The following is a 19,814-nucleotide window of genomic DNA, read 5'->3' on the forward strand; positions in this document are numbered from 1 at the left end:
TGTCCATTCATGGCGTTTTTGGTGTTTGTCTGTCTGAGGCGTTCCATGTCGCTCCATGAAACGGATTCGATCGTTTCTCTCGATCTTTTGTATGGCACGCACCGCGGCTGGCTGCAGGGCTGGTTGCGGCGTTCGGTGGGGTGCTCGCAGCAGGCGGCGGATCTGGTCCAGGACACCTTTTTGCGTTTGCTGGTGCGCGGTCAGCCGATCAGCGCTCGTGCACCGCGTGCGCTGTTGGTGCGTATCGCCCGTGGTCTGGTGATCGACCATTGGCGTCGCGATGCATTGGAGCGAGCTTATCTTGAGGCGCTGGCGCAGTTGCCCGAGGCCAGCCATCCATCACCTGAAGTTCGTCATGAGGCGCTGCAATGCCTTGAGCGCATCGCGCAGTTGCTTGACGGTCTCAAGCCGCCAGTGCGCGAAGCCTTTCTGCTGTATCAGCTCGGCGATCTGAGCCATGCGCAGGTGGCCCAGGCGTTGGGCGTTTCCAGTCGTACCGTTGAGCGGCATGTGGCGAGCGCCCTGATGCATTGCTATCGAGTGTGCTTCGAGGGGCCGCAGTGACTGCGGCTGCCGAGCGCGTCCCGGAAGAGATCGTCCGCACGGCTATTGAATGGCAGATGCGCTTACGGGCCAATGCCAGCAGTGCCGAGTTGCACAGGCAGTTGCACGACTGGCGACGCCACGACGCCCGGCATGAGCTGGCATGGCAACGTTTGCAGCAAATGGGCGGGTTATTCCAGGCCAGTCAGTTGCCTGATGCTGCTCGAAGCATTCCCCTGTTGCGACGGGCCGAGGCTGATCTGAGCCGTCGACGCACCCTGAAACTGCTCGGTCTCGGTTTGGCTGCGGGCGGTGCAACGCTACTGGTCACGACCGCGCCGCCGGCCTGGCGCAGCGACTTTGCCACGACCACTGGCGAACGTCGTCGGGTCGATGTGGGCGGCGCTGAACTGGTGCTAAATACCGGCAGTGCAGTGGACGTGCGGGGGCGCGAGTGGCTGCTGCGGTCTGGCGAGGTGCTGGTGGACGGCGCTGACTGGCGCGTGCGCTGCCGTTTCGCTGTGTGTGAGGGCCGGCAGGCGCGGGCGGTGCTGCGGGAGCGTGATGGCTACAGCGAAATCCACGTCGCGCGCGGCGAGGTGTTGATTTCCACCCCATTCGGGCAGCGCCGTCTGCAAGCGGGTAATGGACTGGGCATTCACGCGGCGCAGATGACGGTGTTGGGCAAGGGGCCGCTCGATCCCTTCGCCTGGACCCGCGGTTTGTTGCTGGTCAACGATATCCGCCTGGTCGACTTCCTGGCTGAGGCCGGACGTTATCGTCAGGGCTGGTTGGGCTGCGATAACACGGTGGCCGACTTGCGCCTGTCCGGGGTTTTTCGCCTCGATGAACCGGAGGTCATGCTGCGCAATCTCACTCACCTGCTGCCGGTACATATCGTCGAGCGTACCCGTTGGTGGGTGCGCATCATGCCGCTGGCGTAAATAAGTTGTCGGACTTTTGCGGTTCGTCCGGTTAGGGATGATCACCTCCTGAATGGATACCGTCATGTTCCTTGCCAGATTGCCTCTGCGTGCCATTGCCCCGTTCCCGTCCCGTACTCTGCCAAAGGCCGTGTGCCTGGCGTTGGTCCTGCTTGGGGGGGCTGCGAGCCTGCCGGTTCAGGCGGCATCATCGAACACCGGGCAAGCGGCGCCGAGCATTCCTGCCGGGTCGTTGCAGCAGGCGCTCAGCACCTTCGCCGAGCGGGCCGGCATCACCTTGTCTTATTCCCCGGAAACGGTGCGCGGCATGAGCAGCCCGGGCCTGTCGGGCGGCGGATCGCTGGACGAGGGTCTGGCGAAGCTGCTTGCCGGTAGCGGCCTGGTCGCGCAAAAGACCTCGTCGGGCTATGTGGTGCTGCCCGTCAAGACCGACGCCAGCTATCAACTTGACCCCACCAACATCGATGCCGCAACGGTTCAGAGTGCGTTCGCGCCAGTGGAAGGTTATTTCGCCAGCAACGCCAGCAGCGCGACCAAGAGCGATAAGCCGATCCTGGAAACCGCGCAGAGCATCAGTGTAGTAACGGCCGAGCAGATCGCGGACCGCAAGGTCGACCGGGTCGAAGATGCCGTGGCGTACAGCGCGGGTGTGCGGGTCGGCAGCTCGGGGTTGGACCCGCGCTTCGACATGATCAGTGTCCGTGGTTTCGAGACCACCATCGGTGCTGACTTTCTCGATGGTCTGCGCCAGCCGGGCAGTGGCTGGCTGTCCTTGTACTCCACCGAGGCCTACAACCTGGAGCGCATCGAAGTGCTCAAAGGGCCTGCATCGGTACTCTATGGGCAGATCAGCCCCGGCGGCATGGTCAATCGGGTGAGCAAGCGTCCGAGCCTGCTGGCGAAAAACGAAGTGCAGGTGCAGTCCGGCAACTACAACCACCAACAGGCGCAGTTCGATGTGGGCGGGCGCCTGGATGAGGCGGGCGATGTCCTGTTCCGTACGGTTGGCGTGTACCGCGATGCAGAAAACTATATCGAGCAGTTGAACAACGATACCCGTCTGCTGGCGCCTTCGCTGAGCTGGCAGATCGACCCCGACACCCGCCTGACCGTGCTCGCGCAGTATCAGGAGCGGGAGACCGGTGCTTCGCCAATGCTGTATCAGGACGGCGATCATCTCTCCAACTTCTGGCAGGGTGACGAGTACTTCGACAAGCTCGAACAACGGCAGTGGACGCTGGGTTATGAGTTCGAACACGCGTTCAACGATACCTTCAGCGTGCAGCAGAACCTGCGTTACGGTCAGGTGGACACCACTAACCAGTATCTCCAGCCCAGCGACGCCGGCGATGGCCATACCCTCAACCGCTCGGCGATAGGTGTCTATGAAGACATGTCATCGCTGTCCACCGATACCCGTCTGGTGAGTCGCTTCGCCACCGGGAATCTGCATCACACGCTGATCACCGGCATGGACTATGCGTGGATCGACACGTCGTTGCTGTATGCCATGGGCGATGCTCCTTCGATCGATCGCTATGCGCCGAACTATCACCAGCCGGTGGCGCATCCGACTACTCCCCTGGCTGACGAAGACGGGCTGGAGCATCGCAGCGGCTTGTATATGCAGGATCAGATCGAACTCGACCAATGGCGCCTGTCGGCCGGATTGCGCCGTGACTGGGTCAAGGTGCGGCGCTCGAACAACCTGAGTGACAACAACAGCAACACGAGTGATTCGGCGACCACCGGCCAGGTCGGTGTGCTTTACCTGTTCGACAATGGCCTGGCGCCGTACGTCAGTTATGCCACGTCGTTCCGGCCCGAGAGTGGCACCAACACCAGCGGCGAACCCTACAAACCGACCAAGGGCGAGCAGTACGAAGTGGGCCTCAAGTACCAGCCGCCGGGCACCAGCACGATGCTGACGGGCTCGCTCTATCACCTGACGCAAACCAATGTGCGGACGCGCGATCTGGCCAATCCCCTCAACAGCATACAAACGGGCGAGCAGGTATCCTGTGGCCTGGAACTGGAGGCTGTGTCCGACCTGACTGAACGCCTGCGGATGACGGCGAGCTACAGCTTCAACGATCCGGAAGTCACCCGCAGCAACGACGGTAATGAAGGCAAGGCACCGATGAATGTGCCGCGTCATCTGGCCTCGCTCTGGCTGAATTACCGCCTGCCCATGGGCCTTGGGCTGTCCGGCGGCGCGCGCTACACCGGCAGTAACTACGGTAATGCGGCGAATACGGTGAAGAACGAGGACTACACGCTGATTGATGCCGGCGTGCATTACGACTTCGGTGGCGCTATGGACGGTGTACGTCTGGCCCTGAATGGTCGCAACCTGTCCGACAAGCGCTACATCAATTGCCAGGAAGGCTATTGCTACCGGGGTGAGGCGCGCAGTGTCGTCACCAGCCTGAGCTATCGCTGGTAAGGAGAGAGACGATGATTCGCATGTTATTCATGGTGTTGGGTGCCATGCTGGTTGGCGCCTCAGTCGCCCACGCCGAGCCGGTGACCCTGGACGCTACCGAGCAGTGGACGATGCAAAGCGCGGAGGGTCGCGAGTACCGCATCATGATCAGCCTGCCTGAGGGTGATGTGCCTTACACCGGCGGTTATCCGGTGATTTATCTGCTTGACGGCAACGCCTATTTCCCGGCCTTCCATGCAGCCAAGCGGGCGCAAAAACGCCTGCGCGGTTCGATTTTGGTGGCTATCGGCTACCCAAGCGATACGCCACTGGACTTCGTGCGGCGTGCGTTCGACTTGTCACCGCCTGCGCCGCCTGCGCGCAACGATCCGCCGCAAGGTGGGCAGGAACTGTTCCTCGACTTCATTGAAAAGCGCCTGATGCCGAAGGTGACCGAGCGCTTCAAGGTCGATCAGGATCAGCGCAGCCTGGTGGGGCATTCCTTTGGTGGCATGTTCGGTGTCTATACGCTGTTCACCCGGCCAACACTGTTTCAGCATGTGGTAGCGGTGAGCCCGAGCCTGTGGTGGCAGGATCGCTACCTGCTGGAGCCGGAGCGTGCATTCAGCAAACGCGCGCATGCCGGGCAGTTGAACCTGATCCACAGCAGCCTGACGTTATTGATGGGCGAGCGCGATATGGTCCAGGCCATCCAGGATGCCCGCGCCTTGCAAGGGCGCCTGCAGGATTTGTCGCAGTACGGGCTGCGTAGCGACTTCCAGATCGAACCGGGCGAGGATCACATGTCGGTGCCGTTTCGTGTTCCCACGCGGGTGCTCGATGAGTTGATCAGCACCCGGCGTTACTGAATGGCCGTACATGCCTGGAAATTTGCAGGAGTTCTTCCGTGAGTCAATAGAGTTCATGCGCGCGCGTTCGCTGTTAGAACGTTTATTTCTTCCAGTTGTAGCATTAGAAATAGATGGCATATCCATAACAGCCATATCGACGTTATAGCGCTGCTAACTAATGTAGCGGCGCGCTTATCGACACTATCGGCATCGACAACTCTGCTTTGTTGCGTCAATGGTGGCGTCCAGCATGGATTTTCACTGCTGGATCATCGTCTTGCGGCGCGTTCCAGTGCCTCTAGAATCGGCACCATGAATTTCAACATTCCTTTCGATTACGGAGTTTCGAACATGATGAACGCAATGCCGATGCCGATGAACAACACCATGCCGATGATGCCAATGATGGGCATGCCGATGATGATGGCGACCATGAAGTGCGACATGATGGCCGACGGCATGATGTGCACCATGAGGCCGGCAGCAGGCATGGACATGGCCATGTTCAAGAACAGCGCCGACATGATGGCGATGATGATGAAGTGCGGCATGCCGATGATGATGCATTGCGCCAACATGTCGATGATGTGCATGACCGAAGACGGCATGGCGATGACGAACATGATGTCGACCATGAACATGCCGATGATGATGCCAATGGGCATGCCGATGCCAATGATGAAATGCATCATGGAATGCACCGTCGAAGCCGATTGCATGAAGTGCAAGATGATGCCGATGCCAGGCATGAGCATGGAAATGATGAACAACTGCTGCGCATTGATGATGAAGATGATGAATGACTGCGCCATGCCGATGATGATGAGCTGCAATGGCATGCCGATGATGTGCTGCACCTGCTGATCGGTTGCCGGGCGCAGGACATGTACAATCGTTGAACTGAAAATGCTCGCTCCAACGGGTGCCGGTGTTTGCTGCGCGACAACGCGGCGTCTGGACGGAGATCTCCCACCAAGGACGGCACACGATCCACCAAAAAGCCGACGTTTGCGCGTCGGGGCTTTTTTGGTTTTCCAGGCAACACTCAGTCGAGGCGCTCCGGATAGGTTACTACTAAATACGCCACTGCTTCGCTGTCGGCAGGATTGCGATAGCGGTGTGGCTGGTCGGCGTAGAACAGGATCGAATCGCCGGTAGAGAGCAGATAACGTTCTTCATTCAGACTGATCTCTAATACGCCCTGCGCGACGACCAGATTCTCCTGCACACCCGGTCCATGTCCCGGCGAAGCTTCCTCGCCCAACGCGCTCAGGCGCACTTCGTAAAATTCGGACTGGCGCGCCATGTCAAAGGGGAACAAGGCACGACTGACAAACGCGCCGCCGGCACCAACCAGACGTTTGCTCTGCCGGGCGGGCAGCAAGGCCACGCCTTCGAAAGCCCTGTCATCCAGAAACGCCGCGACGGAGACCTTCAAGCCCTTGGCGATCTTGCACAGCACTTTGATCGACGGGACGCTGCGGCCTGACTCGATCTGGGCGAGCATCGCCCGACTCACCCCGGTAAGACGCGCCAAAGCGTCCATGGACAGGTAGCGTTTGTTGCGCAGACGTTGCAGGTTGCTTGCGACCCGCGGGCCAATCACGTCGTCGTCTGCGTTGCTGCAATCGTTGGCTAAAGGGGTATCTGTCGGGTCGTCTACGGTCTGCAGGAAGTTCATGGATTCAAGCCTGGCGAGTCTCACTGGAGAGTTTCGCTGCCGTGAACGTGAAATTGGCAACGCTGGCTCTGGTGGCGTACATCGCCCACATCAACTCAGCCATTGCCCGTGCTTGCCGGCGTTTACGATAGCTATTGAAATCTATGACGTTGGCGGAATCAGACATGAGGCAGCTCTCGTAAGTGGCAGCTAAGTGATGCGCCACATTACTGCGACTGAACATAGATCCATAAATACTGAGTTCGTATTTGTTAATTCCATTTTGGACTTAGGCGTTTACAGGTCCCGATTGCGAATGAACGCGACCTTTATGCATCTTATCTCTGTGAGATGCTCACGTTATGCTCCTGTTGCATATTCTTAGCCGAAAGGGTTCGTTCGGATTTGCCACGTTTTGAATTAGCGTAGCGGCTCTTGGTAAGCCTCACAGAATCCAGCTGTGAGCTGCCCACAGACCGGATTGAAGCTGCGTTATGACGATTCCCTCCACGCCACTAGCCAGACCCGAAGTCGCCAGTTTTGGCGACGATGCCTATAGCCGCATTCGTCGCGACATTCTGTCGTGCCGGTTGATGCCAGGCACGACAATCACCGAGCCTGACTTGATGGCTGGCTACGGCATCGGCAAGAGCAGCTGCCGGATCGCACTGACCCGGTTGTGCCACGAGAACCTGTTGCGTTCTCGGCCACGCAAGGGCTATCAGGTTGCGCCGGTCACTCTGAAAGATGTGGAAGAGATCTTTGCCCTGCGGGTGCAGCTCGAACCCATGGCGGCGCGACTTGCAGTCGGGCGGGTCGATGTGGCGCAGTTGCGCGTTCTCGAAGCGGCCTGCCGGGTGCGCCATCTGGCGCCGTTGTCCGAACAGATCGACGTGTTCATGGACGCCAACAAGGCGTTTCACATGGCAATCATCGAGGCGTCGGGCAACGAGCGTCTGGTGCGTACCTTATCCGGCCTGATGGACGAAATGACCCGCCTGGTCGCGCTGGGTTTCAACGTGCAGCGGACCAAGCCTGAGATCAAGCACGATCATAACGCGATGATCAGCGCCTTCGAAGAAGGTGATGGCAAACGCGTCGAGTTGATCGCCCGTCGCCATATCGAGACCTTCCAGGCCATGACGCTGGAAAAGGTCTATGACAGCCTGAGCGAGTCGGGTGCGTCGCTGCCGTTGCTCGCCGCGAGGTTTGCCCGATGACTGCGGCGGCGAACATTCCCGCCCAGGTTCCGGCGTTGCGCCTGCAAGGCATCTCCAAGCATTTCGGTGCGCTTGAGGTGCTGCGGGACATCTCGGTGCAAGTCGATCAGGGGGAAATCCTCGCATTGCTGGGCACTTCGGGCTGCGGCAAGAGCACGTTGCTGAATATCCTTTCCGGCCTGCTGCAAGCGGACCATGGAACGTTGGAACTGGAAGGCTTCGCCGCCGAAGATTTCGCCGGCTGGCGGCGTGTGGCCTATATGTTTCAGGAAGACCGCTTGCTGCCGTGGCGAACCGTGCGCAGCAATGTTGCGTTCGGTCTGGAAGGCGCGGGTATGAACAAAGCCGAGCGCCTCGCCCGAGCTGATGCTGCGCTGGATCTGGTCGAGCTGGGGGCGTTTGCCAAGGCCTGGCCGCATCAGCTTTCCGGCGGCATGCGCAGTCGGGTGGCGCTGGCCCGCAGCCTGGTGGTGGAACCCAGCGTGCTGTTGATGGACGAGCCGTTCTCCAAGCTGGACCCACAGACCCGCACGCAAATGCATCTGGAACTGCTGCGGCTGCAAGGGCTCAAGGGCATGACCGTGGTGTTCGTCACCCATGACGTGGAAGAAGCCGTGGTGCTGGCGGATCGAGTGGTGGTGCTGGAGCCGCGTCCCGGCCGGGTGCGGGACGTGGTACGCATCGATTTGCAGCGTCCGCGTACGCCGACGGCTGCGGATGTCAGCGAGCAGGTTCGACAACTGCGGTTGACGGTATGAACAGCATGCTCACCCATCGCTTTGTCGTGCTGTTTGCCCAGCGTTTGCTGCTGGTGGGCGTATTTGCCATTGCCTGGTGGTTTGCTGCGGCACGCTTGCCCTCGTTTGTGCTTCCGGGCCCGGAAAAAGTCTTTCATGCCCTGGGTGCGTTGTGGCATAGCGCGACCTTTACCCACGATCTGGGTGCAACCATGGGCCGAGTCTTCAGCGGCTTTGCACTGGCTGCGCTGATCGGCACGCCGTTGGGGCTGGCCTTGGGCTCCAACCGCGCGCTTGCGCAATTTTTCGAGCCGATCCTGGCGGTGTTCAACACCGTTTCCTCGGCCATCTGGGCGATCTTCGCCATCATCTGGTTCGGTATCTCCGACGCGACCACCGTGTTCGTGGTGTTCATGACCTCCATGCCGCTGATCCTGACCAACGTCTGGCAGGGCGCGCAAACCGTGGAGCGGCAATACATCGATCTGGCGCGCTCGTTTCGCATGTCGCGCAGGCAGATTCTGCTCAAGATTTACCTGCCGACGATCCTGCCGTACTTCTTTTCCGGTGCCCGCCTGGCCTTCGGGTTCGGCTGGCGGGTGTCGCTGGTGGCGGAAACCCTCGGCGCTTCCGATGGCATCGGCTATCGCCTGCGCCAGGCAGCCGACCTGGTGCAAAGCGATCAGGTCTTCGCCTGGACGATATTGCTGGTCACCTTGATGTTGCTGCTTGAGGCCGGTGTGCTCAAACCCCTCGAACGGCGGTTGTTTCGCTGGAAAACCTCCAATCAATAATCCCTCAGGAACTGCACTCATGCGCAAGCTTTTTGCTGTCGCGGCGTTGGCCACAACAGTCTTTGTTTCTCTTTCCAGCCAGGCGGCCGAAGCGGTGCGCATCGGTTATTGGACCAGCGGCGTCAGCCTGGGCTACGGCTCGGTGCTGGAGGCCAAGGACTTCCTGGCCAAACGCGGCATCGAGGCGACATTCGTGCATTTCCCGGATGTGAATGCGCCCATCCGGGCACTGGCCGCCGGATCTATCGACCTGGCCTTCGGTGCGCCGGTAGCCGGGGTGTTCAGCGCTGCTGCCGAAGGCGTGCCGATCAAAATTTTTGCCGCCACACAACCTGCGGACGTGCAGTTCGTGGTGCCGGCGGACTCTCCGATCAACTCGGTAGCAGAGTTCAAGGGCAAAAAAATCGGCATGTCGCCGACCGGTTCGTCGGTCGCGGTGATTGCCGGGACAGTGCTGGCCGGCAACTACGGCATTCAGCCCGCGGATTTCTCGCTGATCGGCGGCAACGAATCGCGGCTCGCGCAATTTCTCTCGCAAAAACAAGTGGATGGCGCTGCGCTGCGTTCTCTGACCATCGCTCAGCTCGATGACGAATTGAAGGTGAAACGCCTGGGCAGCTTCGCCGATGAGTGGAAGAAACTGACCAAAACCGATGCCGTGCCCTACATCGGCGTTGGCGCGGTGAACGCGCGCCTGGTGGATGAACATCCGCAAACCGTCGTCAAGGTCATCGCCGCATTGCGCGACACCCTGGCCTGGGGCGCGACGCACCATGACGACGTGATCGGCATCCTGGAAAAGAGCGCCAACCTGCCCACCAAGGACGCCAAAGTCTACGTCGGCCTGTGGGATGCCATGAACCGCGTGTCATTCGAGCCCGCCGACATAGCGACTCTCAAGTTGCAGCACAAAGTCTTCATTGAAGGCGGGCTGGTCAAAGGCGAACTCAAGGATGAGCTGTTCGCCACCCAGCCGTACATCGACTCGAAAAACCTCAAATAGTCTTGTCATTTTCATCAACGATTCAGGAGAAATCTCCAGTGAGCAAAACCATGAAAGCCCTGGTACTCGATGCACACGGCGACCTCGACCAGTTGCGCGTGGTGAGCGACAAGCCGGTACCGGCAGTCATCCAGGGTCACGTCGTGATCCGCGTTGGCGCGTCTTCTTTCAACTACCACGATGTGTTCACCGTCAAAGGCATGCCGGGCATCAAGGTGCCACTGCCGGTGGTCATCGGTCTGGATCTGGCCGGCACCATTAGCGAAGTAGGCGGGGGCGTCAGCGGCTGGAAGGTGGGCGACCGCGTGCTGGTCAATCCGCTTAAGCCCGACGTCGGCTTGATGGGCGAAATGGTCGACGGTGGCATGGCCGAATACGCATTGGTGGATGCGCGGCAGTTGATCAGCCTGCCGTCAGCAGTGAGCTTCGAACAGGGGGCAGCGCTGCCGGTGGCTTACGGCACCGCGCATCGCATGTTGATCACTCACAACACCGTCAAGGCCGGGGATCGCGTGCTGATTCTGGGTGCCAGCGGCGGGGTCGGCACGGCCTGCGTAATTCTTGCCAAGCTGCTGGGCGCTGAAGTCATCGCCTGTGCCGGTAGCGATGCCAAGGGTGAGCGTCTCAAGGAAATCGGTGCTGATCACGTACTCAATTATCGTGACACTGACTTCTCCAAATGGGCGATCGCCCAATACGGCAAGCCACAACGCCGGACCCATGAAGGCGGCGTCGATGTGGTGATCAACTTCACCGGCGGCGACACCTGGGTGCCTTCGCTCAAGTGCCTGAAGCGCGGCGGTACCTTGCTGGTCTGCGGCGCCACGGCCGGTCACGATCCGGCTGAAGACTTGCGCTATGTGTGGAGCTTCGAATTGAACATCAAGGGTTCCAACAGCTTCTACGAGGAGAATCTGGTGGGTCTGCTGGACCTGATCGCCGAAGGCAAGATTGACCCTCTGATTGACCGGGTTCTGCCCCTTGAGCAGGCCGCCGAAGGGTTGGCGCTGATCCGTGATCGGGAAGTGCTGGGCAAGGTCGTCGTCAAACCCTGACTTATCTGTGGGACCGGCTTCAGCCGGGAAGACTTCATCCCTGCCACAGCATATCCATCGAATGTACTGGCGCCTTCCCGGCTGAAGCCGGTCCTGCAGGGCCTCCAGCGGTACGGGCTTTTGTTGCTCTTAATTCACTGACATCAGGAATTCATCATGACCGATACATTGCCAACTGCTGCCGATATCCAGGCGCGTCTGCTCAAAGGCCCTTACCACCAATGGCTTGGCCTTGAAGTGACCGAGGTGGGTGAGGGCAGCATTGAACTCACCGCCAAATGGCGCGAAGAGTGGGTGGTCAACGTCGAAGGCGGTTACACCCACGGCGGGATTCTCGCGGCGCTGGTGGACCTGACTGCCGACTGGGCGCTGGTCTCGAAAACCGGCAAGGGCGTACCGACCATTGACCTGCGGGTCGATTACCACCGTGCGGCCAAGGGCGATTTGCGCGCCAGCGGCCGGGTGATCAAGTTCGGCAAGCAGTTCTCAGTGGCCGAGGCTCAGGTGTTCGATGCCGAAGGTCATCTGGTGGCCAGCGGTCGCGGCGTTTACTCGACACCTGCACCCAAGGCCTGATCATGCAAACTGCCCTGGATCATCTGGTCATCAATACTCGTTTCGAGACCGACACCGCAGCTCAAGTGTTCGCTGCGCTGGGTTTCACCCTCACGCCGCGCGGTTATCACTCGCTGGGTTCACTCAACCATTTGATGATGTTCCCGGGCGCCTACCTCGAACTCATCGGCCTCCCGCTCGGCACCCGCAAGTTACGCCAGGAAGTGCTGGACAGCCCGGTCGGCATTGACGGTCTGGTGCTGAGTACCAAAAACGCCCACGCCACCCATGGCGAGCTGGTCAGTGCCGGGTTTCTGGTGCAGCCGGTACAGCGTTTCTCTCGGGCCGTTGAACATCAGGGCCGGGAGTTGCAGGCGCGGTTCACCACAGTGCGCTTGCAGCCTGAGCAATTTGCCGGCGGGCGCGTCTACTACTGCCATCACGAAACCCCGGAACTGGTCTGGCAACCACAGTGGCTGACTCATGCCAATGACGTGACTGCGATCCTCAAGCTGACGGTGCTCAGCGCCGAACCGCAAACGGCACGGGAGCGCTATGCCGCCCTCGGCCAGCTGGAAGACGGGTTTGCCCTGGACGTGGTTGATCACGCCAGCCTCGAACAGCGCTTTGGTGCCTCCGCCAGCCAGCTCAGCCAGCGCGGCGAACGTTTTGCGGCGATTACCCTGCGCTGCGCTGATCCTGCGCAACTGGCTCGCCTGGCTGACGAAGCGGGCCTTAGCTTTCGGATCGAGGCGGATCGGGTGCTGATCGAAATTGCCGAGTTCGAAACCTTGCTGGAGTTTGTGTCGTGATCTCAACCGTGAAAAACCTCGGTCGGGTGATTGACCGACAGGCTGATCGCGAGCGGTTGGCGTTTATCGGGGTGGATGACTGGGGGGCTAGCGGTGGTACTGGTCGTGGGACCGGCTTCAGCCGGGAAGGCGTCATTTCAGATCATGCAAATCTTCCTGATTCGCTGGCTTTTTCCCGGCTAAAGCCGGTCCCACGTCCGATGTCACGTCCGGTCTCGCGGTTGATCACCTACGGCGAACTGGACGACCTCGCCGACGGTATCGCCCGCGCGCTCGCGGCACGCGGCTATGCCCAGGGCGAGCGGATTGCCCTGTTGGCCGCCAACTCCGTGGAATACCTCGCGGCAGCGCTGGGCATCATGCGCGCCGGGCTGGTGGCGGTGCCGGTCAATTACAAATTCCCCAACGCCACCGTGCACTACGTGATTGCCGACAGCGGAGCACGGCTGCTGTTTTGCGACCAACGTCGTTTGCCAGCTGCGCCTGCCGGTCTGGAACGGCTCGACTTGAGCGCCGCAGGCCTCGCCGCATTTACCAACCCCGGAGCGTTCGAGGCGTTTGAACCATTGGCCGACGAACCCGCGCTAATCCTCTACACGTCCGGCTCCACCGGTAAACCCAAAGGTGTGGTGCTCAGTCATGCGGCTCATCTGTGGGTGGTGCAAACCCGCTTGCAGGCGACCCGCCTGGCCGAGGAAAAGCCGCTGATTGCGGCGCCGTTCTATCACATGAACGCCTTGGCGCTGGCCTTGCTCAGCCTGGCTTCCCATACCACCACGGTGCTGTTGCCGCAATTCACGGCAGCGAGTTATGTCGACGCCATCCAGCACCACGCCTGCACCTGGCTGACCGCCGTACCGCCGATGATCGCCATGATGCTGCGCGAGAAAGCCTTGCTGGCCGAGGTTGATCTGTCCCATGTGCGCGTGGTGCGCATGGGTTCGGCACCGGTCAGTTTCAGCTTGCTGGAGCAAATCCATCGTCTGCTGCCCGCTGCCAAAGTGATCAACGCCTATGGCACCACCGAAGGCGGGCCGGTTGTGTTTGCGCCGCACCCGGCCGGGCTGCCCAGCCCGCCGCTGTCCCTGGGCTGCGCCCACCCGCGAGTCGAGCTGCGCCTGCGTGATGAAGCGGGTGAGCTGAGCGATCAGGGTGTGCTGGAACTGCGCAGCCCCGGCCTGATGACGGGTTACCACAATCGACCGGACTTACCCGTGCCTTTCACCGAGGACGGTTATTACGTGACCGGCGACGTATTCGAACGTGATGCCAACGGCTTCTACACCTTCGTCGGGCGGCGCGACGACATGTTCGTCAGCGGCGGCGAGAACATCTATCCCGGGGAAATCGAAAAACTGCTGGAGCAGCATCCCGCAGTGCAGCAGGCCTGCGTGGTGCCGCTGGAAGATGCCATCAAAGGCCATAAACCGGTGGCATTCGTGGTTCTGCGTGAAGGCAGCGTTGCCAGTGAAGATCAGCTCAAGGCCTTCGTCCTGGAGCATGCCGCTGCCTATCAGCACCCGCGCCGGGTCTGGTTTCTCGACGCATTGCCGCTTGCCACTACCAACAAGATCGACCGCCGCGCCCTGATTGATCAGGCGCTCTCTGAATTGACTCGATAAGGACTGTTCATGACCATTGCCAAGCTGTTGCTGCCGCTGACTGCGCCGTTGATGCTCGGAGCCGCCCACGCCTGGGCGCTGGATGACGTAACCGTTGCCCTGGCGATTCCGCCTGCGGTACATGACGGCGCGGCGTATGCTGCGGCCGAGGAACTGGGCCTGTTCAAGGAGCAGGGCCTGAAGGTCAATGTGGTGGTGTTTCAGGGCGCCGGGGCCTTGCTGCCCCAGGTGGCGAGCAAGCGAGTGACCTTCGGCTTCCCGGTTGCCGAGCCGGTCATTTCCAGTTACTTCAATGGCAAGGACCCGTTGCCGGTGCGCTATTTCTACAATGGCGTGCCGAGCCAGACCATGGAATATGCGGTGCTGTCCGATTCACCGATCAAGAGCCTGGCGGATCTGCAAGGCAAGCAGATCGGCGTTGGCGCCTTGACCTGGGGCACGTTGCCCAACAGCCGCGCGGCCTTGCGCATCGCCGGACTGGAACCCGGCAAAAACGTCGAGTTTGTCGCAGTCGGTGCGTTGGGCGCAGGCTTCCAGGCGTTGAAAAGCGGCCGTGTTGACGCCCTCAACTTCAACAGCAGTTGGGATGACATGCTGGAGCTTTCCGGCACGGCGATCCGCCGGATTGCCTATCCGCCGGTGTTTCAGGAAAACCCCGGCAACGGCTTTGTTGCCCATGTCGACACCTTCAAGGAAAACCCCGACCTGATCCGCCGATTCGGTCGCGCCTACACTCAGGGGCAACTTGTCTGCGAGGCCAATCCGACCTATTGCGTGCAAGCCTTCTGGCGACAGCATCCGGAAAGCAAACCGGCAGACGCCGATGGCAAAGGCCTTGCCGATGCCCGCGAACTGTTGAGCCGTCGACTGCGCAACACCTTGCATAATTCTGATGGCAGCTCGCGTGTTCCCGGGCAATACAACCTGCAAATCATCAAGGACGCGATCTCGGCCATGGCCACAACCGGCGAATTCCCCACCGCCGATGTGCCGGTAGAAAAAATCTTTTCCAATGAATTTGTCCCGGCCTTCACTGATTTTGACCGCGCGGCGCTGGTGCAACGCGCGCAGGACGCGCAATGAGCCCGCAGTGCTGGATCGACATCCCGGACGGGCTGATCGATCAGCCCCGAGAGATCCGCTTTACCGGGCTTTCGTCAGGCATCGCCCAGTTACGCAGCTGGCTGCACAGTGCCGACGGAGGTCGCTGGGAAAGCCAGGCGCAATTTCTGATCGACGAGCAAGGTGAGCTGGACCTGAGTCGGAATGCCCCGCAAGCGGGGGATTGGTCAAGCGCCGATGCCATGGCGTTGGTCTGGTCCATGCGGCAGATCCTGCCGCCAACCACCTCCCCGGCTCAGGAAAGTCTGGCCGCGCAGCGCATCGAGCTGCAAGTGACCGATGCGCAAGGGCAGAAGGTCAGCGCCGCGTTTCTTCAGCATTACCTGGCGCCGGGCGTTGAGCATCGCGAGATCAGCGAGGCCGGGATCAGTGCGACGCTTTTCCTGCCTGCCGGCAATCAACCTTCAGAGCTGGTGATTGTGCTCAATGGCTCCGGCGGCGGTACACCGCAACAGCGCGCCGCCTTGTATGCGGCCCATGGTTACACGGCGTTGGCGTTGGCTTATTTCAAGGCGCCGGGGCGTGCGGAACATATCAGTGACACGCCTCTGGAGTACTTTCAGCAGGCGCTGGAATGGGCCGCGCGCACGCTCAAGCCCAAGGACGATTTTATCGCGGTAGCCGGGTTGTCCCGTGGCGGCGAGTTGGCGTTGCTGTTGGCATCGCACTTCCCTGAACGGGTCAGCGCGGTGATCGGTTATGTACCCAGCTCGGTGGTGCACGGCACGTTGCGCGCCGGTCGGCCGGATCAACCCCGGGATGCCAACGCCTGGACCTGGCAAGGACAGCCGCTGGTCAACGTCTGGCGAGACAACCCTCTCGCTGACTGGCGGGCCTTCGATGTTGCCGATCAGCCAGGCGCACCGATTCGGCAGGCGTCGGCGTTCATAGCGGTGCAACAGGACGCTGCGTCCGTGGCCAGTGCGCGGATCCCGGTAGAAAACATCCGGGGGCCGCTGCTGCTGATATCCGGTGATGACGATGGGTTCTGGCCGTCGACGGCTTATTGCGTCGAAATCGAGGCAGATTTGCGCGCCCGTGGCCATGCCTGGCCGGTGGAGCATGTGCTTAATCGCGACGCCGGGCATGCCATTGGTATCCCTTATGTGCCAACCACCGCGATTGCTCGCTTGCACCCGGTGGCGAAGGTGCTGATCAGCGGCGGCGGCACACCAGCCGCCAACGCACTGGCCAATCAGCACAGTTGGGGCAGGGTGCTTGAGTTTCTCGAACGTGCCGTCGCTGCACGGGCGTTGCAGCGATGAGTGCGGCGCTGAGTGTGCAGCAAGTCGGCCTGACTTATGCGACGCGGCGTGGGCAGATTCATGCCTTGAGCAATATTGACCTGAGCATCGCCGAGGGCGAATTCGTCGCGTTGCTGGGTCCGTCGGGTTGCGGCAAATCCACGCTGCTTAAACTGGCCGCAGGTTTGCTGCCAGTTTCCAGCGGGCGCATCGAACTGGCTGGCGCCGCCGTTCACGGGCCGAGTCGGCAAAGCGGGGTGGTGTTCCAGAAGCCCAACATGCTGCCCTGGAAGTCGGTGCTGGACAACGTGCTGCTGCCAGCAAAAACCCTGGGTTTGCCCATGGCCGAGGCGCGCCAGCGAGGGTTACAGTTACTGGAACTGGTGGGTTTGCAGGCCTTCGCCAATGACTATCCGTTCGAGCTTTCCGGCGGTATGCAACAGCGCGTCGGGATCGCGCGCATGTTGCTGCATGACCCGCAGATGCTGCTCATGGACGAGCCATTCGCCGCGCTGGACGCCATGTCCCGCGAGGCATTGACCCTTGAGCTGCAGCGGATCTGGAGCGTGCATCGCAAGTCGGTGTTGTTCATTACGCACAGCATTCAGGAAGCGGTGTTTCTGGCTGACCGGGTGCTGGTGATGTCGTCGTCACCGGGCACGATCATCGATGAGTTGGCTATCGACCTGCCGCGACCGCGCACGCTGGATACCCTCAATGACCCGCAGTTCACCGCGCTTTGTCATCACCTGCGGAGGCATTTCAGCCATGCGTAGATTGCTGCCCGTGCTGTATCCACTCACCAGCCTTGCGGTGCTGATTCTGGTCTGGGACCAGGCCGTGCGCTGGTTGGGTATTTCCGATTATCTGCTGCCGGCGCCGCTGGCAGTCTTTCAGGCTCTGGCCAGCGGTTTCGCCGACGGCACGCTGTGGCCACATATTGCCGCAACGGTGATCGAGACCCTCAGCGGCTATGTCATCGGCTCGGTGCTGGCGGTGATTCTCGGGGCTTTGCTGGCCGAGTCGCGGACCTTCGAACGCTTCGTTTATCCGTTGTTGATCGGCTTGCAGGCCACGCCCAAGGTCGCTCTCGGGCCGATCATTCTGGTGTGGTTCGGCTTCGGCATCGCGTCGAAGATCGTGCTGGTGACGCTGGTGTGTTTCTTCCCGCTGTTCGTCAATACGGTCAATGGTATTCGCCGGACCGACCCTGAATTGCTGGATGCCTGTCGGGCATTTTCGGCGTCACGGATGTATTTGCTGCTGCACGTGAAGTTCCCGGCAGCGGCGGGCGAGGTGTTCGCGGGCTTGCAGATCGGTATTTCCCTGGCGCTGATCGGCGCGGTGGTGGGCGAGTTTCTGTCTTCGCAAAGCGGCTTGGGTTATCTGATCGCTTCAAGCTCGGTCAGCATGAATATGGCAACGATGTTCAGCGGCCTGATTTTGCTGGCGCTGATCGGTCTGTGCGGCGCGCAAAGCGTACGGGCGATACAGCACCGGGTGATTTTCTGGGAGCCGGGTGCTGCCCGGCGACAACGCAAAAACTAGCTCAAGGAGTATCCATGACTTTTGATTGGCAAAACCCTTACCCCACGACCCGGATTCCGTTGTTCGCTCGCAATGTAGTGTCGACATCGCATCCAATTGCTGCGCAGGCCGGGCTGAACATGCTGCTCGCTGGCGGCAATGCCGTGGACGCCGCAATTGCTGCTGCCGCGATGCTCACGGTGGTTGAGCCGGTGTCCAACGGACTGGGCAGCGACGCCTTCGCCATCGTCTGGGACGGCCAGCAATTGCACGGCCTCAATGCTTCCGGCCCGGCCCCGCAAGCCTGGGATCTGGCGCATTTCCGCCAGCGTTATGGCGAGGATGGCGCAGGTCACGCCAAGCGTCCGGTTCGTGGCTGGGATTCAGTCACCGTGCCCGGCGCCGTCGCAGGCTGGGCCGCGTTGCATGAGCGCTTCGGCAAGCTGCCGTTTGCTGATCTTCTCGAACCGGCTGCGCAAGTCGCTGAACGCGGCATCACTCTGGCGCCCACCGTTGCCCATAAATGGGCTGGCGCCGTGCCGTTGCTCAATACCCAACCCGGTTTCGCCGAGGTGTTCATGCCCGGCGGGCGGGCGCCGCGCACCGGCGAGAAATTCGTGTTCAAGGACGCTGCGCGCACGTTGCGCCTGCTCGGCCAGCAAGGCGGCCGGGCGTTTTACGAAGGGCAGATCGCCGAAGCGATTGTCGGCTTCTCGCGTCAGACGGGCGGTTCGTTGTCGCTGGATGACTTGCGCAATTATCAACCGGAGTGGGTCGCGCCCATCGCCAAGTCTTATCGGGGCTTTGACGTGCATGAGATCCCGCCCAATGGGCAGGGCATCGCGGCGTTGATCGCGCTCGGCATTCTGGAACGTTTCGATCTGGCGTCGTTGCCGCTGGATTCAGCGCAGTCTCAGCATTTGCAGATCGAAGCCATGAAGCTGGCCTTTGCCGATATCTACCAGTATGTGGCCGATCCTTCGAGCATGGACGTCACGCCTGAGCAGATGCTCGATGACAGTTATCTGGACAGTCGCGCCCGACTCCTCAATCCTGCCAAAGCCAGCGATCCGGGCTTTGGCATGCCGCGCAGCGGTGGCACGGTGTACCTGAGCGCCGCCGATGAAAACGGCATGATGATCTCGTTCATCCAGTCCAACTACATGGGTTTTGGCAGCGGCATCGTGGTGCCGGAATATGGCATCAGTCTGCAGAATCGCGGCGCCGGTTTCTCCAGCGATCCTGCGTCGGCCAATGTTGTCGCACCCGGCAAGCGTCCGTTTCACACCATCATTCCGGCCTTCCTGACCAAGGACGGCAAGCCGCAAATGAGTTTCGGCGTGATGGGCGGCGACATGCAGCCCCAAGGGCACGTGCAGACCCTGGTGCGCATGCTCGACTATCACCAACAACCGCAGGCGGCCTGTGATGCGCCGCGCTGGAAGGTCAATCGGGATTTTTCGGTGGATCTGGAAGACACACTGGCCGCCGCCACCGTTGACGGCCTGCGCGACCTTGGTCACCGGTTGAAATCCGTCGAAGATCCGTACATGGACTTCGGCTCCGGGCAGTTCATCTGGCGTCTGTCGGATGATCCCGATCATGGTTACGTTGCCGCCAGTGACAGCCGCCGTGACGGGCATGCGGCGGGGTTCTAGCTGAGCCTGGCGGTCGCAGCGCTGCCTTTCATTGCCCGATGA

20 protein-coding genes are annotated in these 19,814 nt (G+C 60.9%); 17 read left to right on the plus strand and 3 right to left on the minus strand.

Annotated elements, in window-relative coordinates; all coding sequences use genetic code 11:
• Nucleotides 1–45: 45 nt before the first annotated feature.
• From ACP7E4_RS14585 to ACP7E4_RS14600, 4 genes are all read left to right on the plus strand, one after another.
• A complete protein-coding gene (locus tag ACP7E4_RS14585; RefSeq protein ID WP_426115430.1) occupies nucleotides 46–564 on the plus strand; it encodes a sigma-70 family RNA polymerase sigma factor in 519 nt (172 codons plus the stop codon).
• Complete coding sequence (locus ACP7E4_RS14590) at nucleotides 561–1,487, plus strand: DUF4880 domain-containing protein (RefSeq protein WP_426115432.1); 927 nt, start codon at nucleotides 561–563, stop codon at nucleotides 1,485–1,487. Before ACP7E4_RS14585 ends, ACP7E4_RS14590 begins: the two co-directional genes overlap by 4 nt.
• A 64-nt stretch (nucleotides 1,488–1,551) precedes the next feature.
• On the plus strand, nucleotides 1,552–3,933 hold the full coding sequence (locus ACP7E4_RS14595; protein WP_426115435.1) for a TonB-dependent siderophore receptor: 2,382 nt from the start codon (nucleotides 1,552–1,554) through the stop codon (nucleotides 3,931–3,933).
• An 11-nt stretch (nucleotides 3,934–3,944) separates the two neighbouring features.
• On the plus strand, nucleotides 3,945–4,781 hold the full coding sequence (locus ACP7E4_RS14600; RefSeq protein WP_426115438.1) for an alpha/beta hydrolase: 837 nt from the start codon (nucleotides 3,945–3,947) through the stop codon (nucleotides 4,779–4,781).
• Between the two features lie 317 nt (nucleotides 4,782–5,098).
• Here ACP7E4_RS14600 and ACP7E4_RS14605 read toward each other — a convergent pair whose 3' ends face one another.
• The 3 genes from ACP7E4_RS14605 to ACP7E4_RS14615 all read right to left on the minus strand — a co-directional run bounded on the left by ACP7E4_RS14605 (nucleotide 5,099) and on the right by ACP7E4_RS14615 (nucleotide 6,610).
• Complete coding sequence (locus ACP7E4_RS14605; RefSeq protein ID WP_426115440.1) at nucleotides 5,099–5,620, minus strand: hypothetical protein; 522 nt, start codon at nucleotides 5,618–5,620, stop codon at nucleotides 5,099–5,101.
• A 188-nt stretch (nucleotides 5,621–5,808) separates the two neighbouring features.
• On the minus strand, nucleotides 5,809–6,444 hold the full coding sequence (locus ACP7E4_RS14610) for a helix-turn-helix domain-containing protein (RefSeq protein WP_426115442.1): 636 nt from the start codon (nucleotides 6,442–6,444) through the stop codon (nucleotides 5,809–5,811).
• Nucleotides 6,445–6,448: 4 nt separating this feature from the next.
• On the minus strand, nucleotides 6,449–6,610 hold the full coding sequence (locus ACP7E4_RS14615) for a hypothetical protein (RefSeq protein ID WP_426115444.1): 162 nt from the start codon (nucleotides 6,608–6,610) through the stop codon (nucleotides 6,449–6,451).
• Between the two features lie 307 nt (nucleotides 6,611–6,917).
• On the opposite strand from ACP7E4_RS14615, the gene ACP7E4_RS14620 reads away from it, so the two are divergent.
• The 13 genes from ACP7E4_RS14620 to ACP7E4_RS14680 all read left to right on the plus strand — a co-directional run bounded on the left by ACP7E4_RS14620 (nucleotide 6,918) and on the right by ACP7E4_RS14680 (nucleotide 19,772).
• Nucleotides 6,918–7,643, plus strand: a complete 726-nt coding sequence (locus ACP7E4_RS14620) for a GntR family transcriptional regulator (RefSeq protein ID WP_426115447.1) — start codon at nucleotides 6,918–6,920, stop codon at nucleotides 7,641–7,643.
• On the plus strand, nucleotides 7,640–8,401 hold the full coding sequence (locus ACP7E4_RS14625; protein ID WP_426115450.1) for an ABC transporter ATP-binding protein: 762 nt from the start codon (nucleotides 7,640–7,642) through the stop codon (nucleotides 8,399–8,401). Before ACP7E4_RS14620 ends, ACP7E4_RS14625 begins: the two co-directional genes overlap by 4 nt.
• Nucleotides 8,398–9,174 carry an ABC transporter permease gene (locus ACP7E4_RS14630; protein ID WP_426115452.1) on the plus strand — a complete coding sequence of 259 codons (777 nt, stop codon included), beginning with the start codon at nucleotides 8,398–8,400 and terminating at the stop codon, nucleotides 9,172–9,174. Before ACP7E4_RS14625 ends, ACP7E4_RS14630 begins: the two co-directional genes overlap by 4 nt.
• A 19-nt stretch (nucleotides 9,175–9,193) precedes the next feature.
• Nucleotides 9,194–10,177, plus strand: a complete 984-nt coding sequence (locus tag ACP7E4_RS14635) for an ABC transporter substrate-binding protein (RefSeq protein WP_426115454.1) — start codon at nucleotides 9,194–9,196, stop codon at nucleotides 10,175–10,177.
• A gap of 38 nt (nucleotides 10,178–10,215) precedes the next feature.
• Nucleotides 10,216–11,232 (plus strand): zinc-binding dehydrogenase, encoded by a 1,017-nt coding sequence (locus tag ACP7E4_RS14640; protein WP_426115456.1) that lies wholly within the window; start codon nucleotides 10,216–10,218, stop codon nucleotides 11,230–11,232.
• Between the two features lie 156 nt (nucleotides 11,233–11,388).
• Nucleotides 11,389–11,808 (plus strand): PaaI family thioesterase, encoded by a 420-nt coding sequence (locus ACP7E4_RS14645; RefSeq protein ID WP_426115458.1) that lies wholly within the window; start codon nucleotides 11,389–11,391, stop codon nucleotides 11,806–11,808.
• 2 nt (nucleotides 11,809–11,810) lie between these two features.
• Nucleotides 11,811–12,599: a VOC family protein gene (locus ACP7E4_RS14650; RefSeq protein WP_426115460.1), complete on the plus strand. Its 789-nt coding sequence runs from the start codon at nucleotides 11,811–11,813 to the stop codon at nucleotides 12,597–12,599.
• Nucleotides 12,596–14,221 carry a class I adenylate-forming enzyme family protein gene (locus ACP7E4_RS14655; RefSeq protein ID WP_426115462.1) on the plus strand — a complete coding sequence of 542 codons (1,626 nt, stop codon included), beginning with the start codon at nucleotides 12,596–12,598 and terminating at the stop codon, nucleotides 14,219–14,221. Before ACP7E4_RS14650 ends, ACP7E4_RS14655 begins: the two co-directional genes overlap by 4 nt.
• A 9-nt stretch (nucleotides 14,222–14,230) precedes the next feature.
• Nucleotides 14,231–15,304: an ABC transporter substrate-binding protein gene (locus tag ACP7E4_RS14660; RefSeq protein ID WP_426115464.1), complete on the plus strand. Its 1,074-nt coding sequence runs from the start codon at nucleotides 14,231–14,233 to the stop codon at nucleotides 15,302–15,304.
• Nucleotides 15,301–16,608 carry an acyl-CoA thioester hydrolase/BAAT C-terminal domain-containing protein gene (locus tag ACP7E4_RS14665; RefSeq protein WP_426115466.1) on the plus strand — a complete coding sequence of 436 codons (1,308 nt, stop codon included), beginning with the start codon at nucleotides 15,301–15,303 and terminating at the stop codon, nucleotides 16,606–16,608. The genes ACP7E4_RS14660 and ACP7E4_RS14665 overlap by 4 nt, the downstream gene beginning before the upstream one ends.
• A complete protein-coding gene (locus ACP7E4_RS14670; protein ID WP_426115468.1) occupies nucleotides 16,605–17,363 on the plus strand; it encodes an ABC transporter ATP-binding protein in 759 nt (252 codons plus the stop codon). Before ACP7E4_RS14665 ends, ACP7E4_RS14670 begins: the two co-directional genes overlap by 4 nt.
• Nucleotides 17,356–18,135 carry an ABC transporter permease gene (locus ACP7E4_RS14675; RefSeq protein ID WP_426115471.1) on the plus strand — a complete coding sequence of 260 codons (780 nt, stop codon included), beginning with the start codon at nucleotides 17,356–17,358 and terminating at the stop codon, nucleotides 18,133–18,135. Before ACP7E4_RS14670 ends, ACP7E4_RS14675 begins: the two co-directional genes overlap by 8 nt.
• A 14-nt stretch (nucleotides 18,136–18,149) precedes the next feature.
• Nucleotides 18,150–19,772 (plus strand): gamma-glutamyltransferase family protein, encoded by a 1,623-nt coding sequence (locus ACP7E4_RS14680; protein WP_426115473.1) that lies wholly within the window; start codon nucleotides 18,150–18,152, stop codon nucleotides 19,770–19,772.
• Nucleotides 19,773–19,814 lie beyond the last annotated feature (42 nt).

The sequence above is a fragment of the Pseudomonas sp. DSP3-2-3 genome (assembly GCF_049898225.1).
GTDB lineage: Bacteria > Pseudomonadota > Gammaproteobacteria > Pseudomonadales > Pseudomonadaceae > Aquipseudomonas.

Excerpts from the sequence above, each read along its gene's own strand:
- ACP7E4_RS14635 (WP_426115454.1), top strand. The coding sequence starts at position 9,194 with ATGCGCAAGCTTTTTGCTGTCGCGGCGTTGGCCACAACAGTCTTTGTT.
- ACP7E4_RS14595 (WP_426115435.1), top strand. The coding sequence starts at position 1,552 with ATGTTCCTTGCCAGATTGCCTCTGCGTGCCATTGCCCCGTTCCCGTCC.
- ACP7E4_RS14670 (WP_426115468.1), top strand. The coding sequence starts at position 16,605 with ATGAGTGCGGCGCTGAGTGTGCAGCAAGTCGGCCTGACTTATGCGACG.
- ACP7E4_RS14625 (WP_426115450.1), top strand. The coding sequence starts at position 7,640 with ATGACTGCGGCGGCGAACATTCCCGCCCAGGTTCCGGCGTTGCGCCTG.
- ACP7E4_RS14675 (WP_426115471.1), top strand. The coding sequence starts at position 17,356 with ATGCGTAGATTGCTGCCCGTGCTGTATCCACTCACCAGCCTTGCGGTG.
- ACP7E4_RS14615 (WP_426115444.1), bottom strand. The coding sequence starts at position 6,610 with ATGTCTGATTCCGCCAACGTCATAGATTTCAATAGCTATCGTAAACGC.
- ACP7E4_RS14620 (WP_426115447.1), top strand. The coding sequence starts at position 6,918 with ATGACGATTCCCTCCACGCCACTAGCCAGACCCGAAGTCGCCAGTTTT.
- ACP7E4_RS14645 (WP_426115458.1), top strand. The coding sequence starts at position 11,389 with ATGACCGATACATTGCCAACTGCTGCCGATATCCAGGCGCGTCTGCTC.
- ACP7E4_RS14660 (WP_426115464.1), top strand. The coding sequence starts at position 14,231 with ATGACCATTGCCAAGCTGTTGCTGCCGCTGACTGCGCCGTTGATGCTC.
- ACP7E4_RS14610 (WP_426115442.1), bottom strand. The coding sequence starts at position 6,444 with ATGAACTTCCTGCAGACCGTAGACGACCCGACAGATACCCCTTTAGCC.
- ACP7E4_RS14680 (WP_426115473.1), top strand. The coding sequence starts at position 18,150 with ATGACTTTTGATTGGCAAAACCCTTACCCCACGACCCGGATTCCGTTG.
- ACP7E4_RS14630 (WP_426115452.1), top strand. The coding sequence starts at position 8,398 with ATGAACAGCATGCTCACCCATCGCTTTGTCGTGCTGTTTGCCCAGCGT.
- ACP7E4_RS14665 (WP_426115466.1), top strand. The coding sequence starts at position 15,301 with ATGAGCCCGCAGTGCTGGATCGACATCCCGGACGGGCTGATCGATCAG.
- ACP7E4_RS14650 (WP_426115460.1), top strand. The coding sequence starts at position 11,811 with ATGCAAACTGCCCTGGATCATCTGGTCATCAATACTCGTTTCGAGACC.
- ACP7E4_RS14600 (WP_426115438.1), top strand. The coding sequence starts at position 3,945 with ATGATTCGCATGTTATTCATGGTGTTGGGTGCCATGCTGGTTGGCGCC.
- ACP7E4_RS14585 (WP_426115430.1), top strand. The coding sequence starts at position 46 with ATGTCGCTCCATGAAACGGATTCGATCGTTTCTCTCGATCTTTTGTAT.